Annotated in this window: 15 protein-coding genes and 1 pseudogene; 6 read left to right on the top strand and 10 right to left on the bottom strand. The window is 44.8% G+C overall.

Annotation, left to right across the window (positions count from 1 at the left end):
• Window positions 1-81 precede the first annotated feature (81 nt).
• Window positions 82-375, top strand: a pseudogene (locus QUA54_RS13950) (adenylate/guanylate cyclase domain-containing protein).
• A 107-nt stretch (window positions 376-482) separates the two neighbouring features.
• Window positions 483-2,549 carry an adenylate/guanylate cyclase domain-containing protein gene (locus QUA54_RS13945; protein WP_333415102.1) on the top strand — a complete coding sequence of 689 codons (2,067 nt, stop codon included), beginning with the start codon at window positions 483-485 and terminating at the stop codon, window positions 2,547-2,549.
• An 80-nt stretch (window positions 2,550-2,629) separates the two neighbouring features.
• Here QUA54_RS13945 and rpmB read toward each other — a convergent pair whose 3' ends face one another.
• The 6 genes from rpmB to rppA form a co-directional block, all read right to left on the bottom strand.
• Entirely contained in the window at window positions 2,630-2,866 is a 237-nt protein-coding gene (rpmB, locus tag QUA54_RS13940; protein ID WP_006634309.1) for a 50S ribosomal protein L28, read from the bottom strand.
• 160 nt (window positions 2,867-3,026) lie between these two features.
• Window positions 3,027-5,015, bottom strand: a complete 1,989-nt coding sequence (htpG, locus tag QUA54_RS13935; protein ID WP_172186028.1) for a molecular chaperone HtpG — start codon at window positions 5,013-5,015, stop codon at window positions 3,027-3,029.
• 248 nt (window positions 5,016-5,263) lie between these two features.
• A complete protein-coding gene (gene rppB / locus QUA54_RS13930) occupies window positions 5,264-6,595 on the bottom strand; it encodes a two-component system sensor histidine kinase RppB (RefSeq protein ID WP_333415101.1) in 1,332 nt (443 codons plus the stop codon).
• Between the two features lie 20 nt (window positions 6,596-6,615).
• Window positions 6,616-6,963, bottom strand: coding sequence for a type II toxin-antitoxin system PemK/MazF family toxin (locus QUA54_RS13925; RefSeq protein WP_333415100.1), 348 nt, complete (start codon window positions 6,961-6,963; stop codon window positions 6,616-6,618).
• Window positions 6,960-7,190 carry a hypothetical protein gene (locus QUA54_RS13920; RefSeq protein ID WP_333195806.1) on the bottom strand — a complete coding sequence of 77 codons (231 nt, stop codon included), beginning with the start codon at window positions 7,188-7,190 and terminating at the stop codon, window positions 6,960-6,962. The genes QUA54_RS13925 and QUA54_RS13920 overlap by 4 nt, the downstream gene beginning before the upstream one ends.
• An 86-nt stretch (window positions 7,191-7,276) precedes the next feature.
• Window positions 7,277-7,966 (bottom strand): two-component system response regulator RppA, encoded by a 690-nt coding sequence (rppA, locus tag QUA54_RS13915; RefSeq protein ID WP_333415099.1) that lies wholly within the window; start codon window positions 7,964-7,966, stop codon window positions 7,277-7,279.
• A gap of 308 nt (window positions 7,967-8,274) precedes the next feature.
• Between rppA and QUA54_RS13910 the strand changes: the two genes are divergently transcribed.
• The 4 genes from QUA54_RS13910 to QUA54_RS13895 all read left to right on the top strand — a co-directional run bounded on the left by QUA54_RS13910 (window position 8,275) and on the right by QUA54_RS13895 (window position 13,065).
• Entirely contained in the window at window positions 8,275-9,279 is a 1,005-nt protein-coding gene (locus QUA54_RS13910; RefSeq protein ID WP_333195809.1) for a multicopper oxidase domain-containing protein, read from the top strand.
• 164 nt (window positions 9,280-9,443) lie between these two features.
• The gene (locus tag QUA54_RS13905; RefSeq protein WP_333415098.1) at window positions 9,444-10,472 is read left to right on the top strand and encodes a helix-hairpin-helix domain-containing protein; all 1,029 of its coding nucleotides are present in this window, start codon (window positions 9,444-9,446) and stop codon (window positions 10,470-10,472) included.
• Window positions 10,473-10,559: 87 nt separating this feature from the next.
• Window positions 10,560-11,504, top strand: a complete 945-nt coding sequence (locus tag QUA54_RS13900; protein ID WP_333415097.1) for an FTR1 family protein — start codon at window positions 10,560-10,562, stop codon at window positions 11,502-11,504.
• 88 nt (window positions 11,505-11,592) lie between these two features.
• The gene (locus QUA54_RS13895) at window positions 11,593-13,065 is read left to right on the top strand and encodes an ATP-binding protein (protein WP_333415096.1); all 1,473 of its coding nucleotides are present in this window, start codon (window positions 11,593-11,595) and stop codon (window positions 13,063-13,065) included.
• Window positions 13,066-13,156: 91 nt separating this feature from the next.
• Here the strand turns inward: QUA54_RS13895 and QUA54_RS13890 are convergent, their stop codons facing one another.
• From QUA54_RS13890 to QUA54_RS13875, 4 genes are all read right to left on the bottom strand, one after another.
• Window positions 13,157-13,633 carry a hypothetical protein gene (locus QUA54_RS13890; protein ID WP_333415095.1) on the bottom strand — a complete coding sequence of 159 codons (477 nt, stop codon included), beginning with the start codon at window positions 13,631-13,633 and terminating at the stop codon, window positions 13,157-13,159.
• 39 nt (window positions 13,634-13,672) lie between these two features.
• Window positions 13,673-16,786 (bottom strand): efflux RND transporter permease subunit, encoded by a 3,114-nt coding sequence (locus tag QUA54_RS13885; RefSeq protein ID WP_333415094.1) that lies wholly within the window; start codon window positions 16,784-16,786, stop codon window positions 13,673-13,675.
• 65 nt (window positions 16,787-16,851) lie between these two features.
• Window positions 16,852-18,807, bottom strand: a complete 1,956-nt coding sequence (locus QUA54_RS13880) for an efflux RND transporter periplasmic adaptor subunit (protein ID WP_445301556.1) — start codon at window positions 18,805-18,807, stop codon at window positions 16,852-16,854.
• A gap of 193 nt (window positions 18,808-19,000) precedes the next feature.
• The gene (locus tag QUA54_RS13875) at window positions 19,001-19,198 is read right to left on the bottom strand and encodes a hypothetical protein (RefSeq protein ID WP_333415093.1); all 198 of its coding nucleotides are present in this window, start codon (window positions 19,196-19,198) and stop codon (window positions 19,001-19,003) included.
• Between the last annotated feature and the right edge of the window lie 311 nt (window positions 19,199-19,509).

The following is a 19,509-nucleotide window of genomic DNA, read 5'->3' as shown; positions in this document are numbered from 1 at the left end:
CCAGAACCAATATTTCTTTGATACTTCTTCTGAAATCCCCTTGACAACTGCCATACAGGCTTAACTTGTTACCAATGGGCTATTGCTGAATTCAGAAATAGCCACCATCAAAATTTTAGCATCAGAATAGGCATCCACAGCAGCCCGGTTGTCGCTGGAGTAATCAGCCTTAAAAAAATTATTTACGATTGGTGGAAAGACACCGTTAACACTGCTTACCGTATGAAATATGACGGCACGCCTGGGTGCATTTAGGTAACAGCGACAACTTATGAGCGATTGCAAGACAAGTATTTATTGCAAAGTCGCGGCAGAATTGAAGTCAAAAGCCAAGGTAAAATGGACACTTATTTTATTACAGGTCTCAATTTATAGCATAAGGAACAATGAAGAAGGAATATAAGAACTCATGTTTCAGAAATTAATAATCTCCAAATTCTCGGGTGCGGTTGCTATAGTTAGTTAAAAATATAAAACTCAGTATGAACCAAAACACAAATCTGTTTCTGCGATTTACTCAACCTAGAAATTGGCAATACTTAGCCAAAGTAGCTGCCATTGCTTTTGCTTACGCTTTGGGAGCAAAAATAGCAGTTTCAATCCCCGGCGTAAATAAATTAGCTACCTGCGTCTGGCCGCCCGCAGGAATTGCACAAGCTGCAATTTTATTATTTGGTGGGCGCTTTTGGCCGGGCATAGCTTTAGGCGTATTTTTTTACGAGACTATTAACCTTAAGGTGTCTTTAACACTTGCAACAATTAGTGCCTTTTGCGCTTGTTTACAAGCTGTGTGCGCATTTACTTTGCTCCAAAAGCTCAAGTTTCGCCCCTCACTCGATCGGCTGATCGATGTAGTCAATTTAGTCTTTTGCGGTGCTCTAGTTGCCACCCAAATCAACTGCACTATCGGCACGCTGCGGCTCTGTGTAACTGGTTTAGTTGACTGGAGCCAATATTGGCAAATTCGCTGGAATTGGTATCTCGGAGATACATTAGGAGTTTTAATTTTTACTCCCCTGCTGTTGATTATATACAACCAAAAACAAGTACCAAGCAATTCACAAATTCCAGGTTCTAAAACTCTTGTAAATCGCATCAGTGCCGTAATCTGCCTGCTGTTATTAGTAACAGTCAGTTGGCTAGTATACAACTCAAAAAGTGAAGGCTATCTCTCCCATTATCCCCTCGAATACTTGCCATTTCCCTTAGTAATTTGGGCAACCATTCAATTCGGCCAGGGCGGGGCTGTTTTAGCATCTTTCATTGTATCCAGTATTGCAATTTGGGGCGGTTCTCAGGGAGGTGGCCCCTTTATTGCCAAAGCGGACAATATTAATCAGGCTATCTTGTTTTTGCAGGCTTTTATGAGCGTAATTGTAGTTACATCGCTGCTGTTGGCCGCCACTGTAGCCGAACGCGCCTCAGCAGAGGATTCACTGCGGCAAAGCGAAATTAAGTATCGGGAATTAGTCGAAAATGCTAACAGCATTATTTTAAAAATAGATACGGAAGGAAATATTACTTTTTTTAACGAATTTGCACAGAAATTTTTCGGTTACGACGAAAAAGAGATAATAGGCAAACACGCAGTGGGAACAATTATTCCCGAGGTAGATACAAAAGGAAATGACTTGGGAGCAAAGTTGAGAGATATTTTGCAAAACCCAGAACAATACACGCGAAATGAAAATGAAAGTATGCGACGCAGCGGCGAGCTGGTTTGGGTATCGTGGGCAAATAAACCGCTGTTTGACGCGGCAGGAAATTTCGCAGGAATGCTGGGAATCGGTACGGATATTACAGAGCGCAGGCGAGCTGAAATGGCGCTTTGCAAGCTCAATGAAGAGTTAGAATTTAGAGTGAAAGAACGAACTAATGCTCTCAATGATACTTTAAATGCACTGCGAGTTCAACAGGAACAATCAGAACGTTTACTGTTGAATATTCTGCCTGAAGAAATAGCAAATCGGTTGAAGCGGGGAGACAGTACGATCGCAGACACTTTTGCTGACGTTACTGTCTTATTTGCCGACATAGTAGGCTTTACTCAACTCAGTTCCCTAGTTTCTCCAACGCAATTAGTAGCCATGCTGAATGACATCTTTTCGACATTTGACAACCTAGCAGAAAGGCACGGTTTGGAAAAAATTAAGACCATTGGCGACGCTTACATGGTAGTTGGAGGGCTGCCAATTCCTCGCCCGGATCACGCAGAAGCGATCGCAGAAATGGCTTTGGATATGCAGCAGGCAATTACTGAGTTCAGCAATACCCACAGCCAAGCTTTCAGCATCAGAATCGGCATCAACAGCGGCCCGGTTGTCGCCGGAGTTATCGGCATTAAAAAATTTATTTACGATTTGTGGGGAGACACGGTTAACACCGCTTCCCGCATGGAATCCCACGGCAAGCCGGGGTGCATTCAGGTAACAGAGATAACTTATCAGCAATTGCGAGAAAAGTATTCCTTTGAAAACCGCGGCGCGATCGAAGTTAAAGGCAAAGGTCAGATGACTACTTATTTACTGAAATGCCGAAAATTGCTCTAGTAAAGGTTTTTCTCTAAAAGTAAGGGCGATCGCACACTTTCAAGTGTGCGATCGCCCTCCTTTTAATTTAGCTAAGTTTTTTAAAGCTTGTAAAGATTAATTCCAGCTTCCTTCGCCATAATTTCCAAACCCTTGTGTTGCAAGGTTTTAATTGCCTTTGTAGAAAGGTGCAATCTTACCCAGCGCTTCTCCTGCGGCCACCAAACCCGCTTCCACTGCAAATTTGCGTCTTGCAATTTGTGAGTGCGGTGGTGCGAGTGAGAAACTGCAAAACCGTTATTAGCCTTCTTCCCCGTTAGCTGACATTTCCGCGACATATTGCCCTCCAGATTACCGTTTTTTGCGTGCAGCATTTCATTATACCCGAAGGAAGAAGGAAGAAGGAAGAAGGAAGAAGGAAGAAGGCTTGACTTATCCCTTTACCAATAGAAATAAACTCTTGCTCCCCCCCTTAGCAAGGGGGGGTTGGGGGGGTAATTACATTGCACGTTGAGTCAATTTTGTCAACACTTGATTCGATCGCTCGACAAAATCCTTCATCCCTTCAGCATCGAAACCCTTCTGGGCCATCAAAGCCAAGTCGTAAACGTGGTGACAAATCATACTCGCCAACTCGGCCGAAGGAGACTCCCCGCCGCCTTGAATAATCGCACCCTGACTCAAACTAGCCAGATTTTGAATCAGCGGGTGAGACGTATTCACCAGCAAAACGTGTTCTTCGGGGAATTCGGCCGCTTGCTGCTGCAAAAGCGCCGTCATGTCCCGCATCCGGCGCAAAGCTTCCGGCAAAAGTACGATCGCAGGTGGCGTGGCCTCCGCAGAGTCAGACTTCAAAGCTTCTGTGCGAATGTTCACTTTCGGCTTATTGAGAGCTTTTTGGAACATTTCTTTAACTTGTTCGCTGCGAGTTTTATTCGTCGCCGGATCGACAATTTCCGCTTCTTTCTCTTTGTCAATTAGCGTTTCGTCGATGTCGGAATCAACCCGCGAGAATTTGACATCTGAGTATTCTCTTTCCAAGAAGCTGATAAAGTGCGTGTCGATGAAAGAATCCATAAACAGCACTTCTAAACCTTGGCTTTTGTGCATAGCAACGTAAGTTGCTTGAGACGCCGGATCGGTACAATAAAACACGCGATTTTCGTGGCGTTTTTGATTGCGTTCCAAATACTCTTTTAGAGTCGTGTAAGGCTGCGTGGAACTAGAATTTTCCGACTTCGGAGTGACATCTTGCCACAAATCTCCTTCCTCTGTTTGCACCTGCACTTCAGGCGTCACAGTTTCTGGCTTCTCGGCTGTTGGTTCGTAGGTGCTGCGGTAGATTAAAATATCTTCGACTTGCTTTTTGAACTTGTCATCGTTGAGAGTTCCAAACTTGACAAAAGTGCCGATATCTTGCCAGCAGCGGATGTATTCGTCGCGATCGTCGCGGTAGAGTTCTTTCAGGCGATCGCCCACTTTTTTCGCAATATAATCAGCGATTCTCCGCACAGTCCGATTGCTTTGCAAAGAACTGCGAGAAACGTTCAGCGGAATGTCGGTACTGTCAATGACTCCCCGCAGCGGCATCAAGAATTTCGGGATAATTTCTTCGCAGTGGTCGCTGACAAAAACCTGGTTGCAGAATAGCTTAATATTGCCTTGGGTAACATCGACATCCGGGCGCAGTTTTGGAAAGTAAAGAATCCCGTTGACAATGAAAGGATAATCTGTATTCAAGTGTACCCACAGCAGCGGCTCGTCTTGGAACGGGTAAAGGTAGCGGTACAGTTCTAAGTAATCTTCTTTTTGCAAATTGCTGGCAGATTCCCGCCAAATTGCTTTGTGCTTGTTGAGTTCCTCTCCTTCAAATTTGATGGGAACGGGCATGAAATCGCAGTAAGTTTTGATTAACTGCTTAATGCGACTGGGTTCTACATATTCTTGTTCTTCATCTTGGAGAGTGAGAGTAATAGTAGTGCCGCGTTCCGTGCGGGAGGATTCTGATAGTTCAAAAGCGGGAGAACCGTCACAAGACCAGTGTACTGCTTGGGAGCCTTCTTGGTAAGAAAGAGTATCAATTTCTACTTTCTTCGCCACCATGAAAGAAGAGTAGAAACCTAAGCCGAAGTGACCGATGATTGCGTCGTCGCCGCTGCCTTGGTATTTTTGAATAAATTCTTCTGCGCTGGAGAAAGCGACTTGGTTGATGTATTTTTTTACCTCGTCGGCAGTCATGCCGATGCCGTTATCGGAAATTGAGAGGGTTTTGTTTTCTTTGTCGATCGCTATGTTGATTTGCGGTTCGCCCATGTCGCCGCTGTATTCGCCGGAACGGGAAACCATTTTGAGTTTGGCAATGGCATCGACGCCGTTAGAAATTAGTTCCCGCAAGAAGACTTCGTGGTCGGTGTATAGCGACTTCTTGATAATCGGGAAAATATTTTCGGTATGGATTGAGATTGTTCCCTGTTCTAAAACTGTCATAATTTTTCTCTCTGATGACTGCTAATTGCTGATAAGTAGGTAGTTACAAATAAACATTAGATGGAGAGGGCGGGTGAGTGCACTCATCTTCTCGCTTGTATGATAAATTCTTAGCTAAACCCGCCCCTACAAGATACTATGTTTTTTTTCCTTACCTACTTAGCTATTTAATGATTTTGGGCGATCGCGCTACCTTTTGCAAAAGGGATTACCCCAAAAAGATGATTCGGTTTCCCTCACATAGTAGCTCACAAAGGCAACCGCAGCAGGAAAGTAGCGCCTTGCCCCAATTCGCTGCGGGCGCTGAGGCTGCCGCGGTGTGCTCGGGCTATGGTTTGGGCGATCGCCAATCCCAGTCCCGAACCGCCGGTATGGCGCGATCGATCGCTGTTGACTCGGTAGAATCGATCGAATATTCGCTCTAAATCTGCCGCTGCTATCCCAATACCGGTATCTTGAACCTGAACGATCGCCTCCTGGTGGCTGCAATCTAAAATAACTGTTACTTTTCCCCCAGCCGGAGTGTATTGAATGGCATTAACAATTAAATTAGCAACTAAGCGATAAAGTTGGTCGGAATTGCCGACAACATTTAATTGCTGCTGCACCCGCACTGAGGATGTTAGCGTTACCTTAGAAGCGATCGCCATTGCTGCCAATTCCTCGACTAAATCGCTAACCAGGTCATTCAAACAACACAATTGAGGGCGATCGCCTATCGCTTGATTATCCATGCGAGCCAGCAGCAGCAAATCAGCCACTAACTGAGTCAGCCGTCGGTTTTGGCGATCGATCGTCCGCAAAATTTCCCGCGCTTCTTTTTCATCCAATTGAGGCGTCAACAGCGCTGATTCTACTGTCGCCTGCGAAGCCGCTAAAGGCGTCCGCAATTCGTGAGCAGCATCCGCTGTAAACTGTTGGATTTGTCCGTAGGAAGAATAAATCGGTTTCATAGCCAGTCCAGCCAATAACCAACTAGCAAAGCCTATCAAAATCAATGCTGTAGGCAATCCTAATTTCAAAACCAATTTCACTGTATTGAGATAATTATTGAAGTCTTGCAAGCTACGGCCAACTTGAAAATATCCCCAATCTTGCTGTGTTTGGGTGTGTAGCGCTACAGAAATTTGGTGATAAACATTGCCTTTGGTGTCAGTTATTGTTTGCCAGTAATAGGAGTTAAATTCTGGTGGCAATTCTTCTGGATAAGCGCCTGCGGTCGCAATTAATTTCCCAGAATAATCAAATAAACGGATATAATAATAGCTTTGGTTGATAGCGCTTAAAATATGGCGCTCTGGCAACTGTTCTTTAATGCCGTTAGCTCCAATTATGCGGAGGTTGGGCAAAAGTTCATTGACTATTGGTTCTAGGCGTCCTGGCTGCTGCAATTTGATTTCGAGGCTGTCGTGTAGCGTCCCCGCTACCGATTCTAATTCGCGGTCTATGGCGATCCAGTGAGCGTGGGCGATCGCCTTATATACGCCAAATCCCAACAAGCTCAAAATCAAACCCATTACAGCCGCATAGGAAATGGCTAATTGCCAGCGAGTTCGGTTAAATAGTTTATTTTGATTCACATTGAGTCTAGCGCTCTTTTTTAAGGTAAATATCCCAAGGTAAATAATACATTATTTTCTAATTGTACCAAGATATCTGAATTAACTTCACCAATTTTATTTCGCAAGCGTCTTTTATCCAAAACTCGCATTTGATGGCACAATGCAACGGAATCTTGAGTCAATCCTCCCTCACCGTTGGGAATGAAAACACATGAAGGGAGAGAGGCACGCCGCAGATTAGTTGTTAAAGGAATACTGAGAATAGTAGTCGTGTATCTCGAAATAGTATCGTTCTGGAAAATAATTATGGGACGTACACCAGCCTGTTCGGAACCTTGTGTAGGATCGAGGTTTGCAATCCAGATTTCACCCCGTCTGGCTGTCATTGCAAATCCTCATGTTTTAGGAGTTCTGCATATTCGCTAATTCCGAGTTCCGCAAGTTGTCGGTCTTCTTCGGCAAATTCGCTGTAGAGTGTGGCTAAGTTACTTTCATCTACTGCTAGATTAGTAACTAATCTGGCACGAAATTTCAGGAAGGAAATAAATTCAAATACTTGTTTGAGTTGTTCTAGATCGAGCTTTTCTAACTCTTGTTGGATTAAATCTTTCATGGCAGTTATATTTCTGATGGAGTTTTCTATATTATAGCCCGATACTGGAAACGAGGTATAATCGCCCCGCCGTTGCTCCTACAGCTTTAATTTCTCATGCGGTATCCGACGCCGTGTACAGTTTCAATTAAATTCGCGCCGCCCACCGACTCAAGTTTGCGCCGCAGCAAGCGTACTTGAGCTGCTACCACATTGCTAAAGGTATCTGCGCTCGCCTCCCATAGTTGATTCCGAATTTGGTCAGTAGTGATAATTTGGTTGGGATGTTTCATAAAGTATTCTAGCAATTGAAACTCTTTGTTTGTTAGAGCAATTATCTGACTGTTGCCACTTCGATCGAGATGGCGCACAGTTCGATTTCCGCAGTCCAAAACCAGATTTCCTACCTGTAGCTGTTGCGGTTGAATTTGGGGCGATCGCCTTTGCAAAGCCCGCAATCTCGCTAACAGTTCTGCCATCCCAAAGGGTTTAACTAAATAATCGTCAGCCCCGGCATCTAGTCCCGCAACTTTATCTTCCATTCGGTCTTTTGCTGTTAGCATCAAGACGGGCAGGACGCTATTGTTAGCACGTAATTTCTGCAGAAGTTCCAATCCTGACAATCCTGGTAGCAACCAGTCAAAAATAGCCAGGTTATATTGCGTCCAGTTACTGTCTAAATATTCCCAAGCTTCACTGCCATCCAAAGCCCAATCAACTATATATTTTTCCTGCTTTAAAGTGCGATCGATCGCTTTCCCTAAATCTGGCTCGTCTTCAACTAGCAAAATTCTCATAACTCTAATTTATAGCGGTAAATCCTTATACATTGTTAGCGATCGGCAGCATCTACCCCAACATCTAAGCTCACATACTGAGATGAAATCAGCATGAAATTTTATGACGGAAACTAATTGGATCGCAAGCCCCCGGATTCATTCCAACGCGCAGGCTGACTGACGGGAATAAATCTAAAATCTAAAATCTAAAATCTAAAATCGATTGGGTTCGCAGAAAAAGATAACAGTTGACAATGATTGACAACAAGCTGGTAATGTCTTATAATCAACCACGAGCGAATTTTTGAGAAAAATTATCAATAAGTATGACAGATTTATCCGATCGTCCCGCCATTAAAAAGGCTGGGCGCTGGAGTCGCCGCCAACTGCTACAGCTAGGAATAGCTGGTGCTGGGGTAGCGGGGGGCGCGATCGCACTTCAAAACTTGACTCGCAAACCGACACCAGTCGCGAGAATACCGCCCATGCCCGCAGATGCAGTCGCAGTTAGCAATATCAACCCGATGCAAATTGCGCGGGATTTTGATTACGGCACGGTGACGCGCGAAAACGGGCGCACGGTTCGGGAATTTCGCTTGGAAGCTAATACTTCGATCGTCCAACTTAACAGCGCCGTCACCTTCAACACCTGGAACGTGAACAATCGCGTGCCGGGGCCGACATTGAGAGCCACAGAGGGCGATCGTATCCGCGTCATTTTTTATAACAAAGCCGGACATTCTCATTCGCTGCACTTTCACGGCGTTCATACCAGCGAAATGGATGGCGTTAAACCAGTGAAAAACGGTTCGGTATTTATTTATGAATTCGATGCCAATCCCTACGGAGTGCATCTATATCACTGCCATATTGCTCCTGTAACTCGCCATGTCGGTAAAGGACTTTATGGTATGTTCATCATCGATCCGCCAAAACCACGTCCTCCCGCAGATGAAATCATGTTAATCATGGGTGGATATGACGTAAACGATGACGAAAAGAACGAACTTTACGCTTTTAACGGGTTGCCAGATTATTATATGAACAACCCGATCCCTATTTACAAAAATCAGCTAGTTCGGCTTTACGTTCTGAACCTGATTGAGTACGAAGCAGCAGTAACCTTCCACTTGCACGCCAACTTTTTTGACGTATATCGCACGGGAATGACTTTAACTCCCAGTGAAAGAACTGATGTCATCACAATGGGAGTAGCTGAAAGACATATCTTAGAATTTACTTACGGCTACGCCGGAAAATATATGTTTCATCCCCATCAAGATGCGATCGCGGAAGCTGGCTGCATGGGTGTATTTGAAGTTATCACTTAAACAAAATCCTGTTACCAGGGTGCGCCGATTCAAATAAAGAAAGTATGAAATTATTTGACAAGATCGATCGCAAATAGGTAAAATGAATAGCTCGCAAATAATTGAGAATTTTTCTTAATAACTTGTGAACTCAAATGCACATAACGTAAAAATTAGCAACTGCCATGTTATCAACTTTTCGTTTATTACCTACAGTCACTGCTACAGCCATCCTCGTTGCTCTGGCTGGTTGCGTTTCCCCCACAGCCAGCAACACCGACAGCACACCCTCACCCGCTGCTACAGCCAGTCCCGCATCCACAAGCGGTCACAGCATGAACCACGGCGGCAAAGGCGGCATCAACATCAATACTGCCATTCTTTCAGAGTTAGATAAACTCGAAGCCAAGTTAGGAGTACCGGCACTTTCTAACAAAATTCAAGCCAGCCGCCCTTACGGAAAAGTCGAAGAATTGGTTTCAAAAAATGTCATTACTCAAGCCCAATTCGACCAAATCAAAGACTTGGTAACTATTGAGGATATCGTACTCACAGGCGAAGCCAAAGATGTAGACTACATGACTAAACTCGGCTTGATGAAAGGGCATCTTTTCGTAGCCCAAGAACTCTTGGATCAAGGCAAACCCGACCAAGCAGAACCGCACATCGGGCATCCAGTCGAAGAAATTTATGCCGATGTGGAAGATCAGCTCAACGAGCGTAAAATTCCTGAATTTAAGGCTACTTTAATTAAATTGCAGGATTTAGTTAAAGCAGGTGCAAAAGATCCGGCGCAAGTGAATGCGGAATTTACCACATCGATGCAAGCTGTAGATGGAGCAATTGCCGCTCTTCCCGAAGCGCAACGAAAAGATCCAAAATTCGTGCTGCAAGTGATTAACGGCTTGCTGGATACAGCTAATTCTGAATACGGAGCGGCAGTTGCTAACGGCAAAATTTCCGCAATTATTGAATACCAAGATTCGCGGGGTTTCGTCATGTACGCGGAAATGCTGTACAAAGATATTGCGGCTCAAGTGGCTAAAACTAGCCCGGAAACCGACAAAGCAATTGTTGCCAACATGACTGAGCTTAAGGCAAATTGGCCTACTGCGATCGCGCCTGCAGCCCCCGTAAAAACCACCGAACAAGTCAGCCAGCTAATTAAAACGATCGAGAACGACAGCCAAAAAGTTCTCAAACCAGCCTCCTAAAAAATTAACTCTCATCAAGAGCGGTAATTGGTAAATAATCTGCCAATTACCTCCCTCATTAACCACTTCCATTCCCACCAGAAAAAGATGAATTTTAGCGAAGCATTGCCCACATTTGTAATTACTCTCCGCGAAGGAGTTGAAGCGGCTTTAGTTGTCGGAATCGTTCTAGCTTGCCTCAAAAAATCAGGGCAAAGTTATTTAAATCCTTGGGCTTTCGGCGGTGTTGCTGTAGGACTTATCGCCAGTGCTTTGATAGGTGTACTGTTCGGCTGGACTATTCAAATTTTGTCCGCATCCAATCAGCCTTTTGCACCAATTATGGAGTCGCTGCTAGAGGCAACCTTTGGGGTTTTAGCAATCGCAATGCTGAGCTGGATGCTGATTTGGATGACCAAGCAAGCGCGATTTATGAAAGCCGAAGTCGAAGGCGCCGTAAGTGCTGCCTTAACGCAAAATTCTCATGCCGGCTGGGGCGTATTTAGTTTAGTTTTGATTGCCGTTTTACGCGAAGGATTTGAAACCGTTTTGTTTGTCGTTGCCAAGTTTCAACAAGGGATTATGCCAGCGATGGGTGCTTTGGCGGGCATTCTCTCAGCCACCGGACTTGGTGTCCTGCTGTTTAAATGGGGAGTCAAAATTAATATCCGCCTGTTTTTCAAATATATGGGCATTTTATTGCTCTTCATTGTAGCGGGTTTAGTGGTATCTACTTTGGGATTGTTTGACAGTGCGGTGAATATTTTATCGCAAGCAAATCGCGAGTCAGCAGCACTGTGTTTCTATTACGAAAGATTTGCCAAAGTGCACTCTTGCATTCTCGGGCCGATGGTGTGGAATACCTCGAAACTGCTTCCCGAAGAAAAGTTTCCCGGTTTGTTGTTGAGTGCGTTGTTTGGCTACACGGATAAGCTCTATGTAGTGCAGGCGATCGCCTATTTAGTGTTTTTAGGTACTGTCGGTGGCATCTACTTCCAAAGTCTGGCAGGTCGCGTCTTTTTCCCATTCAAAAAAACACAGGCAACGAAATAGGAAAGAAAGTGCGATCGCAATAAATGGTGCATTGATCTAATCGAGTATAATTTCGTAAAATTTGACCCGATTACCATCAAGGATTTTTATGATTGGCTTAGCAATTACTTCGGTTTTAGTCAACTCGGGAATGCCTAGTTGGAACTGGCTGCAAATTATCATCGTAGTTTCCTATTATGCAATTCCCACAATGCTAGTTTATGCCCTTTACAAAGGGCGAGATATCCCCTTTCAGTGGATGTTCCTGGTATTTGGAGCTTTCTTGGTCACCTGCGGGACAATCCACGTCATAGAAACATGGTATGTTTGGTTTCCTGAATCTTTAGTGTCAGAGTTCATGAAAGCCATTACAGCTTTCGTAGCCGGAAGTTCAGTTTTGTTGCTATTAACATTGATGCCTTTTGCACTGGCACTTCCCAGTCCTGCAAAGCTAGAAGCCGCCAACTTAGCATTAGAAAATGAGATTGCAGAACGCCGTAAAGCGGAGGCAGCACTTGCTGAACTAGCAGAAGTATTAGAACAGCGAGTGAAAGCAAGAACAGCAAAACTTTCCAGAGCAAATGCTTCTTTAAGTAAAGAAATTTTAGAGCGGAAAGCAGCCAAAAGAGCGCTGCTACAATCTGAGTTTCAACTGAGAGAAAAAGCCCAAGAACTAGAACTAGCTTTGCAACAACTCCAGGAAACCCAAGCTCAATTAGTACATACCGAAAAGTTATCAGCTTTGGGAGAACTGACAGCAGGAATTGCCCACGAAATTAACAATCCAATCAACTTTATTGGTGCAAATATCGCCTACGCCCGCAATTATGTTGAAGATTTATTGCGGCTAGTCAATTTATATGACAAATATTATCCCACTCCAGTAGCAGAAATCCAAGAAGAAATTGAGAAAGTAGAACTCAATTTTTTAAGGGAAGACTTGCCAAAACTCCTTTGTTCAATGAAGGTGGGAACTGACAGAATCTGCGTGATTATTTCGTCGATGCGCAATTTTTCGCGTTTAGACACAGACGGTATGAGTTTTGCTTCCATTCACGAAGGAATAGACAGTACCCTGCTAATTCTCCAGCACCGACTGAAAGCAAATGGCAAAAGCCCAGATATTCAACTGATTAAAGAGTACGGCGATTTACCGCTGGTTGAATGTTATGCAGGGCAACTAAATCAGGTCTTCATGAACATTATCAGTAATGCCATTGATGTTTTGCGAGACACTTCTAATTCGCCTGTTTTGAATAGCCAGAGAAGCTGTCCTAGCATTCAGATTAGCACAGAAGTGGCGGAAGGCGATCGGGCAATCATCCGCATTTCCGACAACGGCCCTGGCATGACTGAAGAAGTCAAAGATAAAATATTTAATCACTTTTTTACCACAAAACCCGCCGGTAAAGGAACGGGTTTAGGGTTATCAATTAGCAGCCAAATTGTTCGAGAAAAGCACTGTGGCTGCTTGGAGTGCCTTTCGGGACTTGGAGAAGGTACGGAGTTTGTAATTTCGCTGCCAATAACGCAGAAGCGCCTTGAAACTAGCAGATTAGTGGAAATGCCGGAGGCAGTTTGAATTCCCGGTAGATTTCAAATTGCAACTTGAACTAATTGATTCAAATTTTTGACAATTTAAATTATTAAGACTGCATTAATCAATCAGCTATCTATTGATTGAAGGTAAAACGACCGTCAACTTTTTCTCCGTTAATATCCGCAGTCACTTTCACGGGATAACTTCCTGGATCTTTGCCGGGAAACACCACAGCGTAATGTTTGCCTTCAGCATCGTATTTGAAAGCTAGAGTTTGCTGCTTTCCATTCGGCAACTGCACTTGAGCCGTCACTTTCGCATTAGGAACTGGTTCCTTTTTATCCCCTTGTTGCAAAAAAACATCTAAATGAGTTCCGGTAGCTTCTTTTTCAGGTACAAACTCTAAATGGTAAGCTCCAGACTCCACCACTTGCCCCCCTTGAGTTGCTGTTGCAGGAGCAGTGGCGGGAGTAGAAGACGCAGGTGGAGAGGCGACAGGAGGGGATGCTGGAGTGCTATTTGGGGTTGCTTGGTCGCCTTGACTGCAAGCTCCCAAAAACAGCAATCCGACACTACCTAGAACAATTAAATTTGACTTGAGCGATTTCATTGGTTTGACTCCTTGCTGACTGACAGTAATTAGAAAATATCACACATTAACTACCTTCCCGTCTTCAACAACTGGCTGAGGTTGTTGAGGTCGTAATAAATAGCCGCATTGAGCATACAAAGCTGGCAAAACTAACAGAGTTAAGGCTGTAGAAGTAAATAATCCTCCTAAAACTACTACTGACAGCGGTTGGAGGATTTCTTTGCCCGCCCCGCCTTCTAAGACTAAAGGTGCTAAACCCAAAGCTGAAGTTAAAGCAGTCATGAGGATGGCGTTGAGCCGTTCCATCGAGCCTTGAATAATTGCTTCCTTAAAAGGCAGTCCTTCGGCAAACTTAGAGTTGTAGTTGTCTACTAATAACAAGCCGTTGCGGGTAGCAACGCCGAATAATGTGACAAAGCCAACTAGGGAAGCTACGGAAATTATACCGCCCGTCAAAGCTACAGAAATTACTCCTCCCACTAATCCGATCGGCAAGTTAATCATAATCATAGCAGTTGAAGGAATTGACTTGACGGACAAGTACATCAATACTGTAATTACCAAAAAGGCGATCGCACTAAATATGATAATATTTTGCGAAGCTCTTTGCTCAGCTTCAAATTGACCGCCGTACTGGATAAAATAGCCAAAAGGCAACTGCACCTCTCGTTTTACTTTAGCTTGAATTTCATTCACAACCGATCGCAAATCCCTACCTTTAGCATTCGCCGCCGCCACAATCAAGCGAGAAACATTCTCGCGATTAATCGTATTTGGGCCCGTACCGTATTTTACAGTAGCAACTTGGGCCAGAGGAATTTTGTTGCCGCTCGGAGTATCAACCAACAAATTCTGAATAGTTTCTAAGTTATTTCGAGCTTCAGGCTGCAACCAAACAACTAAGTCAAAAGTTTGCTGCACCTCCAAAACTTGAGAAACAACTTTGCCGTTCAAAGCTGTTTCAATTATTTCAGAAAGCTCTCCGATTTTCAAACCGTATCTACCCGCAGCTTGGCGGTTAAACTTAATTTGAATTTGTTGCACTGGCACCTGCGGTTCGAGTTGCAAATCCACAATTCCCTCAACTGTTTTCATTTGCTCTTCAACTTTTGCACCGATGCTGCGAAGTTGATCCAAATCAGGGCCAAAGATTTTGACAGCAATCTGACTCCTGACACCAGATAAAACCTCATCCATCCGGTGAGAAATAAAACCGCCGATATTTGGTGCAACTCCCGGCAATCTAGCAAATTCCTGCCGCAGCGACTCCAAAGTTTTCGGCCGATTTTTCATCCCTTCCTCGCTCAAACCGATATCGATGTGAGCTAAATTGACTCCCGCAGCATCAGCATCTCCCGGAGCTCTGCCCGATCGCACTTGCACGTATTCAAACCTCCTATCATCCTTAAGTGCATCTTCAATAGCAAAAGCCGCGCTATCTGTTGTCTCCAAAGACACCCCCGGATAAAGCTGAATAGTATTCACCAAAGTTTGCTCCTGAAACTCCGGCAAAAACACCCGTCCAAAGGATGGCAAAATAATTAATGCCGCCACCATACTAGCAGCAGCAAAAGCTAAAATTATTCCCGAATAACGCATTGACAATTTTATCAAAAAATGATATATTTTCTTGCAAAATCTCGGCAGCCAAGGTTCCGCAGCACTCATGCGTTTGTTAGGCAACAAGATAGCGCAAAGGGCCGGAGATATTAACAGCGATTCCAGACTAGAAATCACAACAACTACCAGATAAGTAATCCCCATCGGCGTAAAAATCCGACCTTCTACACCGGGCAAAGTAAAAATAGGAGAAAACACCACAATCCCAATAACAGTCGCTCCAATTAACGAATCGCGCACCTCCTGACTGCCGTCAAAAATCACATCCATCACCGGGCGCGGATGAAGAGAAGACGTATTTTCTCTCAAATTGCGGTAGGTATTTTCCGCATAGACGATCGCATCGTCGATCGCAGTGCCGATCGCCACCGACAAACCCCCCAAAGTCATCGTATTTAGCCCCAGCCCCAGCCAATACATCGCCAGCAGCGCCAACAGCCAAGTCAGAAAGAAATCCAGCAAAACAACCGCCAGAGTGCGCCAATTCATCAAAAACGGGATGAGAATAAGGGTGACGATGATGCTGCCTTCAACTAAAGCCGATCGCACATTCTCCACCGAGGAATTAATATATTCTTCCTGTCGAAAAGTCACAGTAACTTTAATATCTTTGGGCAGAGCTTGCTGCACCTCAGCCATTGCTGCCTCAACCGCTTTTGTTACCGTCGGAGTATCAGCAACTGGCTGTCTGTTTACCATCACAATCACAGCTTTTTTGCCGTTAAAACTGCCATCGCCCCGCTTGATTGCAGCACCAATCTTGACATCAGCTACATCACCAATTCTGACGGGCGTTCCGTGGCGAGAGGCGATCGCAGATTTCTGCAAATCTTCCAGAGACTCAATCCGCCCCACCCCCCGGATTAAAGTTTCTCGATCCGGCGTAATTAAATACCCTCCCGGCGCGTTAACATTCGCAGCCGCCGCCGCTTCAGCTACTTGCTGCAACGACACATTAAAAGCTTTCAACTTGGCAGGCTCTACTAATACTTGATACTGCCTTTCTTCGCCGCCGTAAGCCACCACTTGAGCAACGCCCGTAACTGCCAAAAGCCGATTTGTGACTTGCCAATCAACCAGACGGCGCACTTCCATCAAAGGAGTAGTTTCTGACGTAAAAGCATAGGTAATAACAGTACCGACAGGAGAAGTTGTCGGAGAAATTTGCGGTGTTTCTACCCCAGCCGGGAGTTTGCTTTGAGCTTGCTGCAACCGTTCTGTTATCAACTGCCGCGCTTGATAAATTTCAGTTCCCCAATCAAAGATTACCTTAACCGCAGAAAGGCCCACAGCCGAAGACGATCGCACTGCTGTCACCCCAGGAGTTCCGTTAATCGCACTTTCAATTGGCAGTGTTACCAAAGACTCAATTTCTTCCGGCGCGAGACCCGGTGCTTCGGTTTGAATTTCGACTTGCGGGGGTGCAAAAGGAGGGAAGACATCAAGGGACATTTGGGGGATGATATACAATGTCCAAAGACTAATAATAATGGTGGCGATAACAACTAGCCAGCGGCGATTAATTACCCATCTAAGAATACTGCTGAACATTTTATTAGCTTTGAGTTAATAGATACATACTCCGGCAAATTTAGTTGCTATCTTCAAGCAATTGCTTACTTCAAAGTCTTGACTTCTGCCTCTTGAGTTTTAACGTGATGGTTGTCATTGTGTAACAGCAGTTCATTTTGCAACGCCGGTGCAGAGGCGGAAAAACTATTGTTAGCGGCATAGTTTCCAGAATCCGCTGCTATTGCTGGCAATTTGCGCCGATTTCCCCACAACACGCCGGCTGTGAAAGTCAGGGATGCGATCGCAACTCCTCCCCCTATTCCCGCCCACCATAAAGACACGGGTAAATTATTCAAATTAACCTCTGTTACCTTTGGAGAGACCTCTTTTTTTGCCTCGTCTTTTGAGGGCTTGCTGCCGCCCCGCAAAGATTGTGCGTAAAGTTGAGGTGCTCGCTGCGTTACTATCAAATCTCCCTCGAATAAACCCCTCTTCACTTCAACTAAATCTCCGGCCGTTTGACCGAGTTCAATTTCAACCGCTTGATAAGCATTGCCATTTTGGACGTAAACGGTTTTTTTACCGCTAACATCCACTACCGCCGCAGTCGGAATTGCTAAAATATTTGTGGCAGTTTTGTCGGTTAAAATCTCCAACTCAGCAAACAGTCCCGGCTTTAATTCGCCGTTAATATTATCTAGTTCTGCTTTCACGGGCACAACCCGCGTTTCTCCTTCCACGGATGACCCAATTAAGGCGATTTTTCCATTGAAAGTGCGATCGGGTAAATTAGCGACTTTTACCCTGACTTCCTGACCCTGTTTTACTTGATTCAGGTCTTTTTCGTAAATATTGGCTGTGGCAAAAACGCGGCTGTCATTTAACAGACTCATCAACGGTTTTTCAGCGTTTACTGACTCTCCTGGGGTGATTTCGCGATCGGCTACCGTCCCGGAAATCGAAGCAACTACGGTAACGAGTCCTCGATCGTTGGCAACCGTTCCTAATTGTTGCAGCCGCGCTTGATAGGCTGCGTCAGCCAAGCGAAGGCGCGACTGAGCGACTTCGACGGCAGTTTTGCCGCGTTTGAGTTGGTTCTCAGCTTCTAGGACTTCCCGGCGACTCTGAGCTCTGGTAAGTTGAGCTTTTGCTTCCGCTACTCTGCCTTGAGATTCGCGCAATTCCCGCATCGGCAGGTCTACTTCGGCTTGTTTAATTTCGGTTTGGGCTTTGATAACTTCAGGACGGCTTTTTGCTTTAGCAACAGTGGCTGTTGCTTCGGCGAAATGGGCTTGCGATTCCAGCATTGTGCGCCGCGCGATCGCCCCTGATGCCGCTAATTCTTTGTCGCGATCGAACTGTTCTTTGGCAACAGTTAATTCCGTTTCTGCCCGCGCTATTTCTGCTTGCGCTATTTCAACTTGACGCTGATAGTTTTCTTGAGCGGCTTGCACCACGGAACGCTTGTTTACTAATTCTTGTTCTTGCTGGTACTGCTTAGTTACCGCTGCCAATTGCGTTTGGGCTTGGGCGATTTCTGCTGCGGATATTTGAAGTTGGCGATCGTAATTTTCTCGTGCTAGTTTGAAATCTCCTTCCGCCTGCTGCAAATCTGCCTCAGCTTCGGCACGTTTCGAGAGAGATTCAACCCGCAACTGTCCTAATTCTGAACTCGATAAAACCGCAACGGGTTGACCTTTTGATACTTTGTCCCCAGGCTTCACCAGTAACTCTACTACTTTGCCAGCAACAGGAGCCGTCACTTCTACTTTTTGGTTGGGCAAAGTTTCAATTTGTCCTGTGGTTTTGATGCCGATATCTAGTCTCTGGCGGGCGGCAGGGGAGATTTTAATTCCTAACCGTTTTGCTGTTTCGGCATCCACAGAAATAGCAGCAGGAGTTTGAGGTGTTTCGCTGCTTTGGTGAAATTCATTTCCGTGGCCAGCGTGGGCAAAAACTGCGGCGGGAGAAGTTAGCAAAATTAGGCTGAACAAAATTCCAGAAAAGCTGCTAATAATTGCCGGAGACTGAGCATATTTGTGAAATATCATCGTTGGCATTTTCCTTGAAATCAGGTTGAGTGCCACAGGTTTAACGGTTGGTCTTTTGCCAATTTAAGTAAGTGATAACACTTAAGTAAAGCTACTTATTAGCATTTTCCAAGAAGCGACCGCTAAGCAATGACCGAGAGCTAGAAATGCTCTACTCAACCTAGTATTTCACCGTCAAATGAAATTAGGATGAAATTTCGCATCAGCAGCCCAGATGCCCACCGGATTCTAAAATACGAAGATAAGTTTCGCCTAATGACAAGCGCTTTTGCTGTTGATTTTTTTCCGGTTTTTTTATCTCTGCTTGCGCTTCAATTTCGTTTGTTAATGCGCTCACTAGCTCCTCTACGGCTGCATTTGATTTATAAGTTGTGTTTAATTCCAAGCTGTTCAAGATCATGAAATACCCCCTCTATATAGCATTTTGCTGACTTATCTACTACTACTTTAGAGGTTGGGCCGATCCATTGTCTACAGTATTCTTACGTAACTTTCTACTACTTTAGAGGTAGGGTGGCTCAATTATCTACAGTATGTGTAGGTAATCTAAGAAAACTGAGGTGGAGTCAGACAAATGCTGACAGCCACAGTCGAGCTACATTACTTTGTCTACCAAGGTTGTCGCCACTTTTTCATTTGCTCAATTTATGGCTTTTGTGAAGCAAGTATTTTCGGAACTCTTGAACTACTGTGATTAATGTCACTCATTTT

Origin of the sequence: Microcoleus sp. MOSTC5, assembly GCF_036701825.1 — a bacterium.
GTDB lineage: Bacteria > Cyanobacteriota > Cyanobacteriia > Cyanobacteriales > Microcoleaceae > Microcoleus > Microcoleus asticus.
The sequence above is the reverse complement of the archived record's forward strand: the minus strand, read 5'-3'. Positions and strand labels throughout refer to the sequence as shown.

Coding starts and splice junctions, on each gene's coding strand:
- QUA54_RS13945 (WP_333415102.1), top strand. CDS start 483: ATGAACCAAAACACAAATCTGTTTCTGCGATTTACTCAACCTAGAAAT.
- QUA54_RS13920 (WP_333195806.1), bottom strand. CDS start 7,190: ATGAAAGATTTAATCCAACAAGAGTTAGAAAAGCTCGATCTAGAACAA.
- QUA54_RS13900 (WP_333415097.1), top strand. CDS start 10,560: ATGAATTTTAGCGAAGCATTGCCCACATTTGTAATTACTCTCCGCGAA.
- rppA (WP_333415099.1), bottom strand. CDS start 7,966: ATGAGAATTTTGCTAGTTGAAGACGAGCCAGATTTAGGGAAAGCGATC.
- QUA54_RS13895 (WP_333415096.1), top strand. CDS start 11,593: ATGATTGGCTTAGCAATTACTTCGGTTTTAGTCAACTCGGGAATGCCT.
- QUA54_RS13910 (WP_333195809.1), top strand. CDS start 8,275: ATGACAGATTTATCCGATCGTCCCGCCATTAAAAAGGCTGGGCGCTGG.
- QUA54_RS13890 (WP_333415095.1), bottom strand. CDS start 13,633: ATGAAATCGCTCAAGTCAAATTTAATTGTTCTAGGTAGTGTCGGATTG.
- QUA54_RS13880 (WP_445301556.1), bottom strand. CDS start 18,807: ATGCCAACGATGATATTTCACAAATATGCTCAGTCTCCGGCAATTATT.
- QUA54_RS13885 (WP_333415094.1), bottom strand. CDS start 16,786: ATGTTCAGCAGTATTCTTAGATGGGTAATTAATCGCCGCTGGCTAGTT.
- rpmB (WP_006634309.1), bottom strand. CDS start 2,866: ATGTCGCGGAAATGTCAGCTAACGGGGAAGAAGGCTAATAACGGTTTT.
- QUA54_RS13875 (WP_333415093.1), bottom strand. CDS start 19,198: ATGATCTTGAACAGCTTGGAATTAAACACAACTTATAAATCAAATGCA.
- QUA54_RS13905 (WP_333415098.1), top strand. CDS start 9,444: ATGTTATCAACTTTTCGTTTATTACCTACAGTCACTGCTACAGCCATC.
- QUA54_RS13925 (WP_333415100.1), bottom strand. CDS start 6,963: ATGACAGCCAGACGGGGTGAAATCTGGATTGCAAACCTCGATCCTACA.
- htpG (WP_172186028.1), bottom strand. CDS start 5,015: ATGACAGTTTTAGAACAGGGAACAATCTCAATCCATACCGAAAATATT.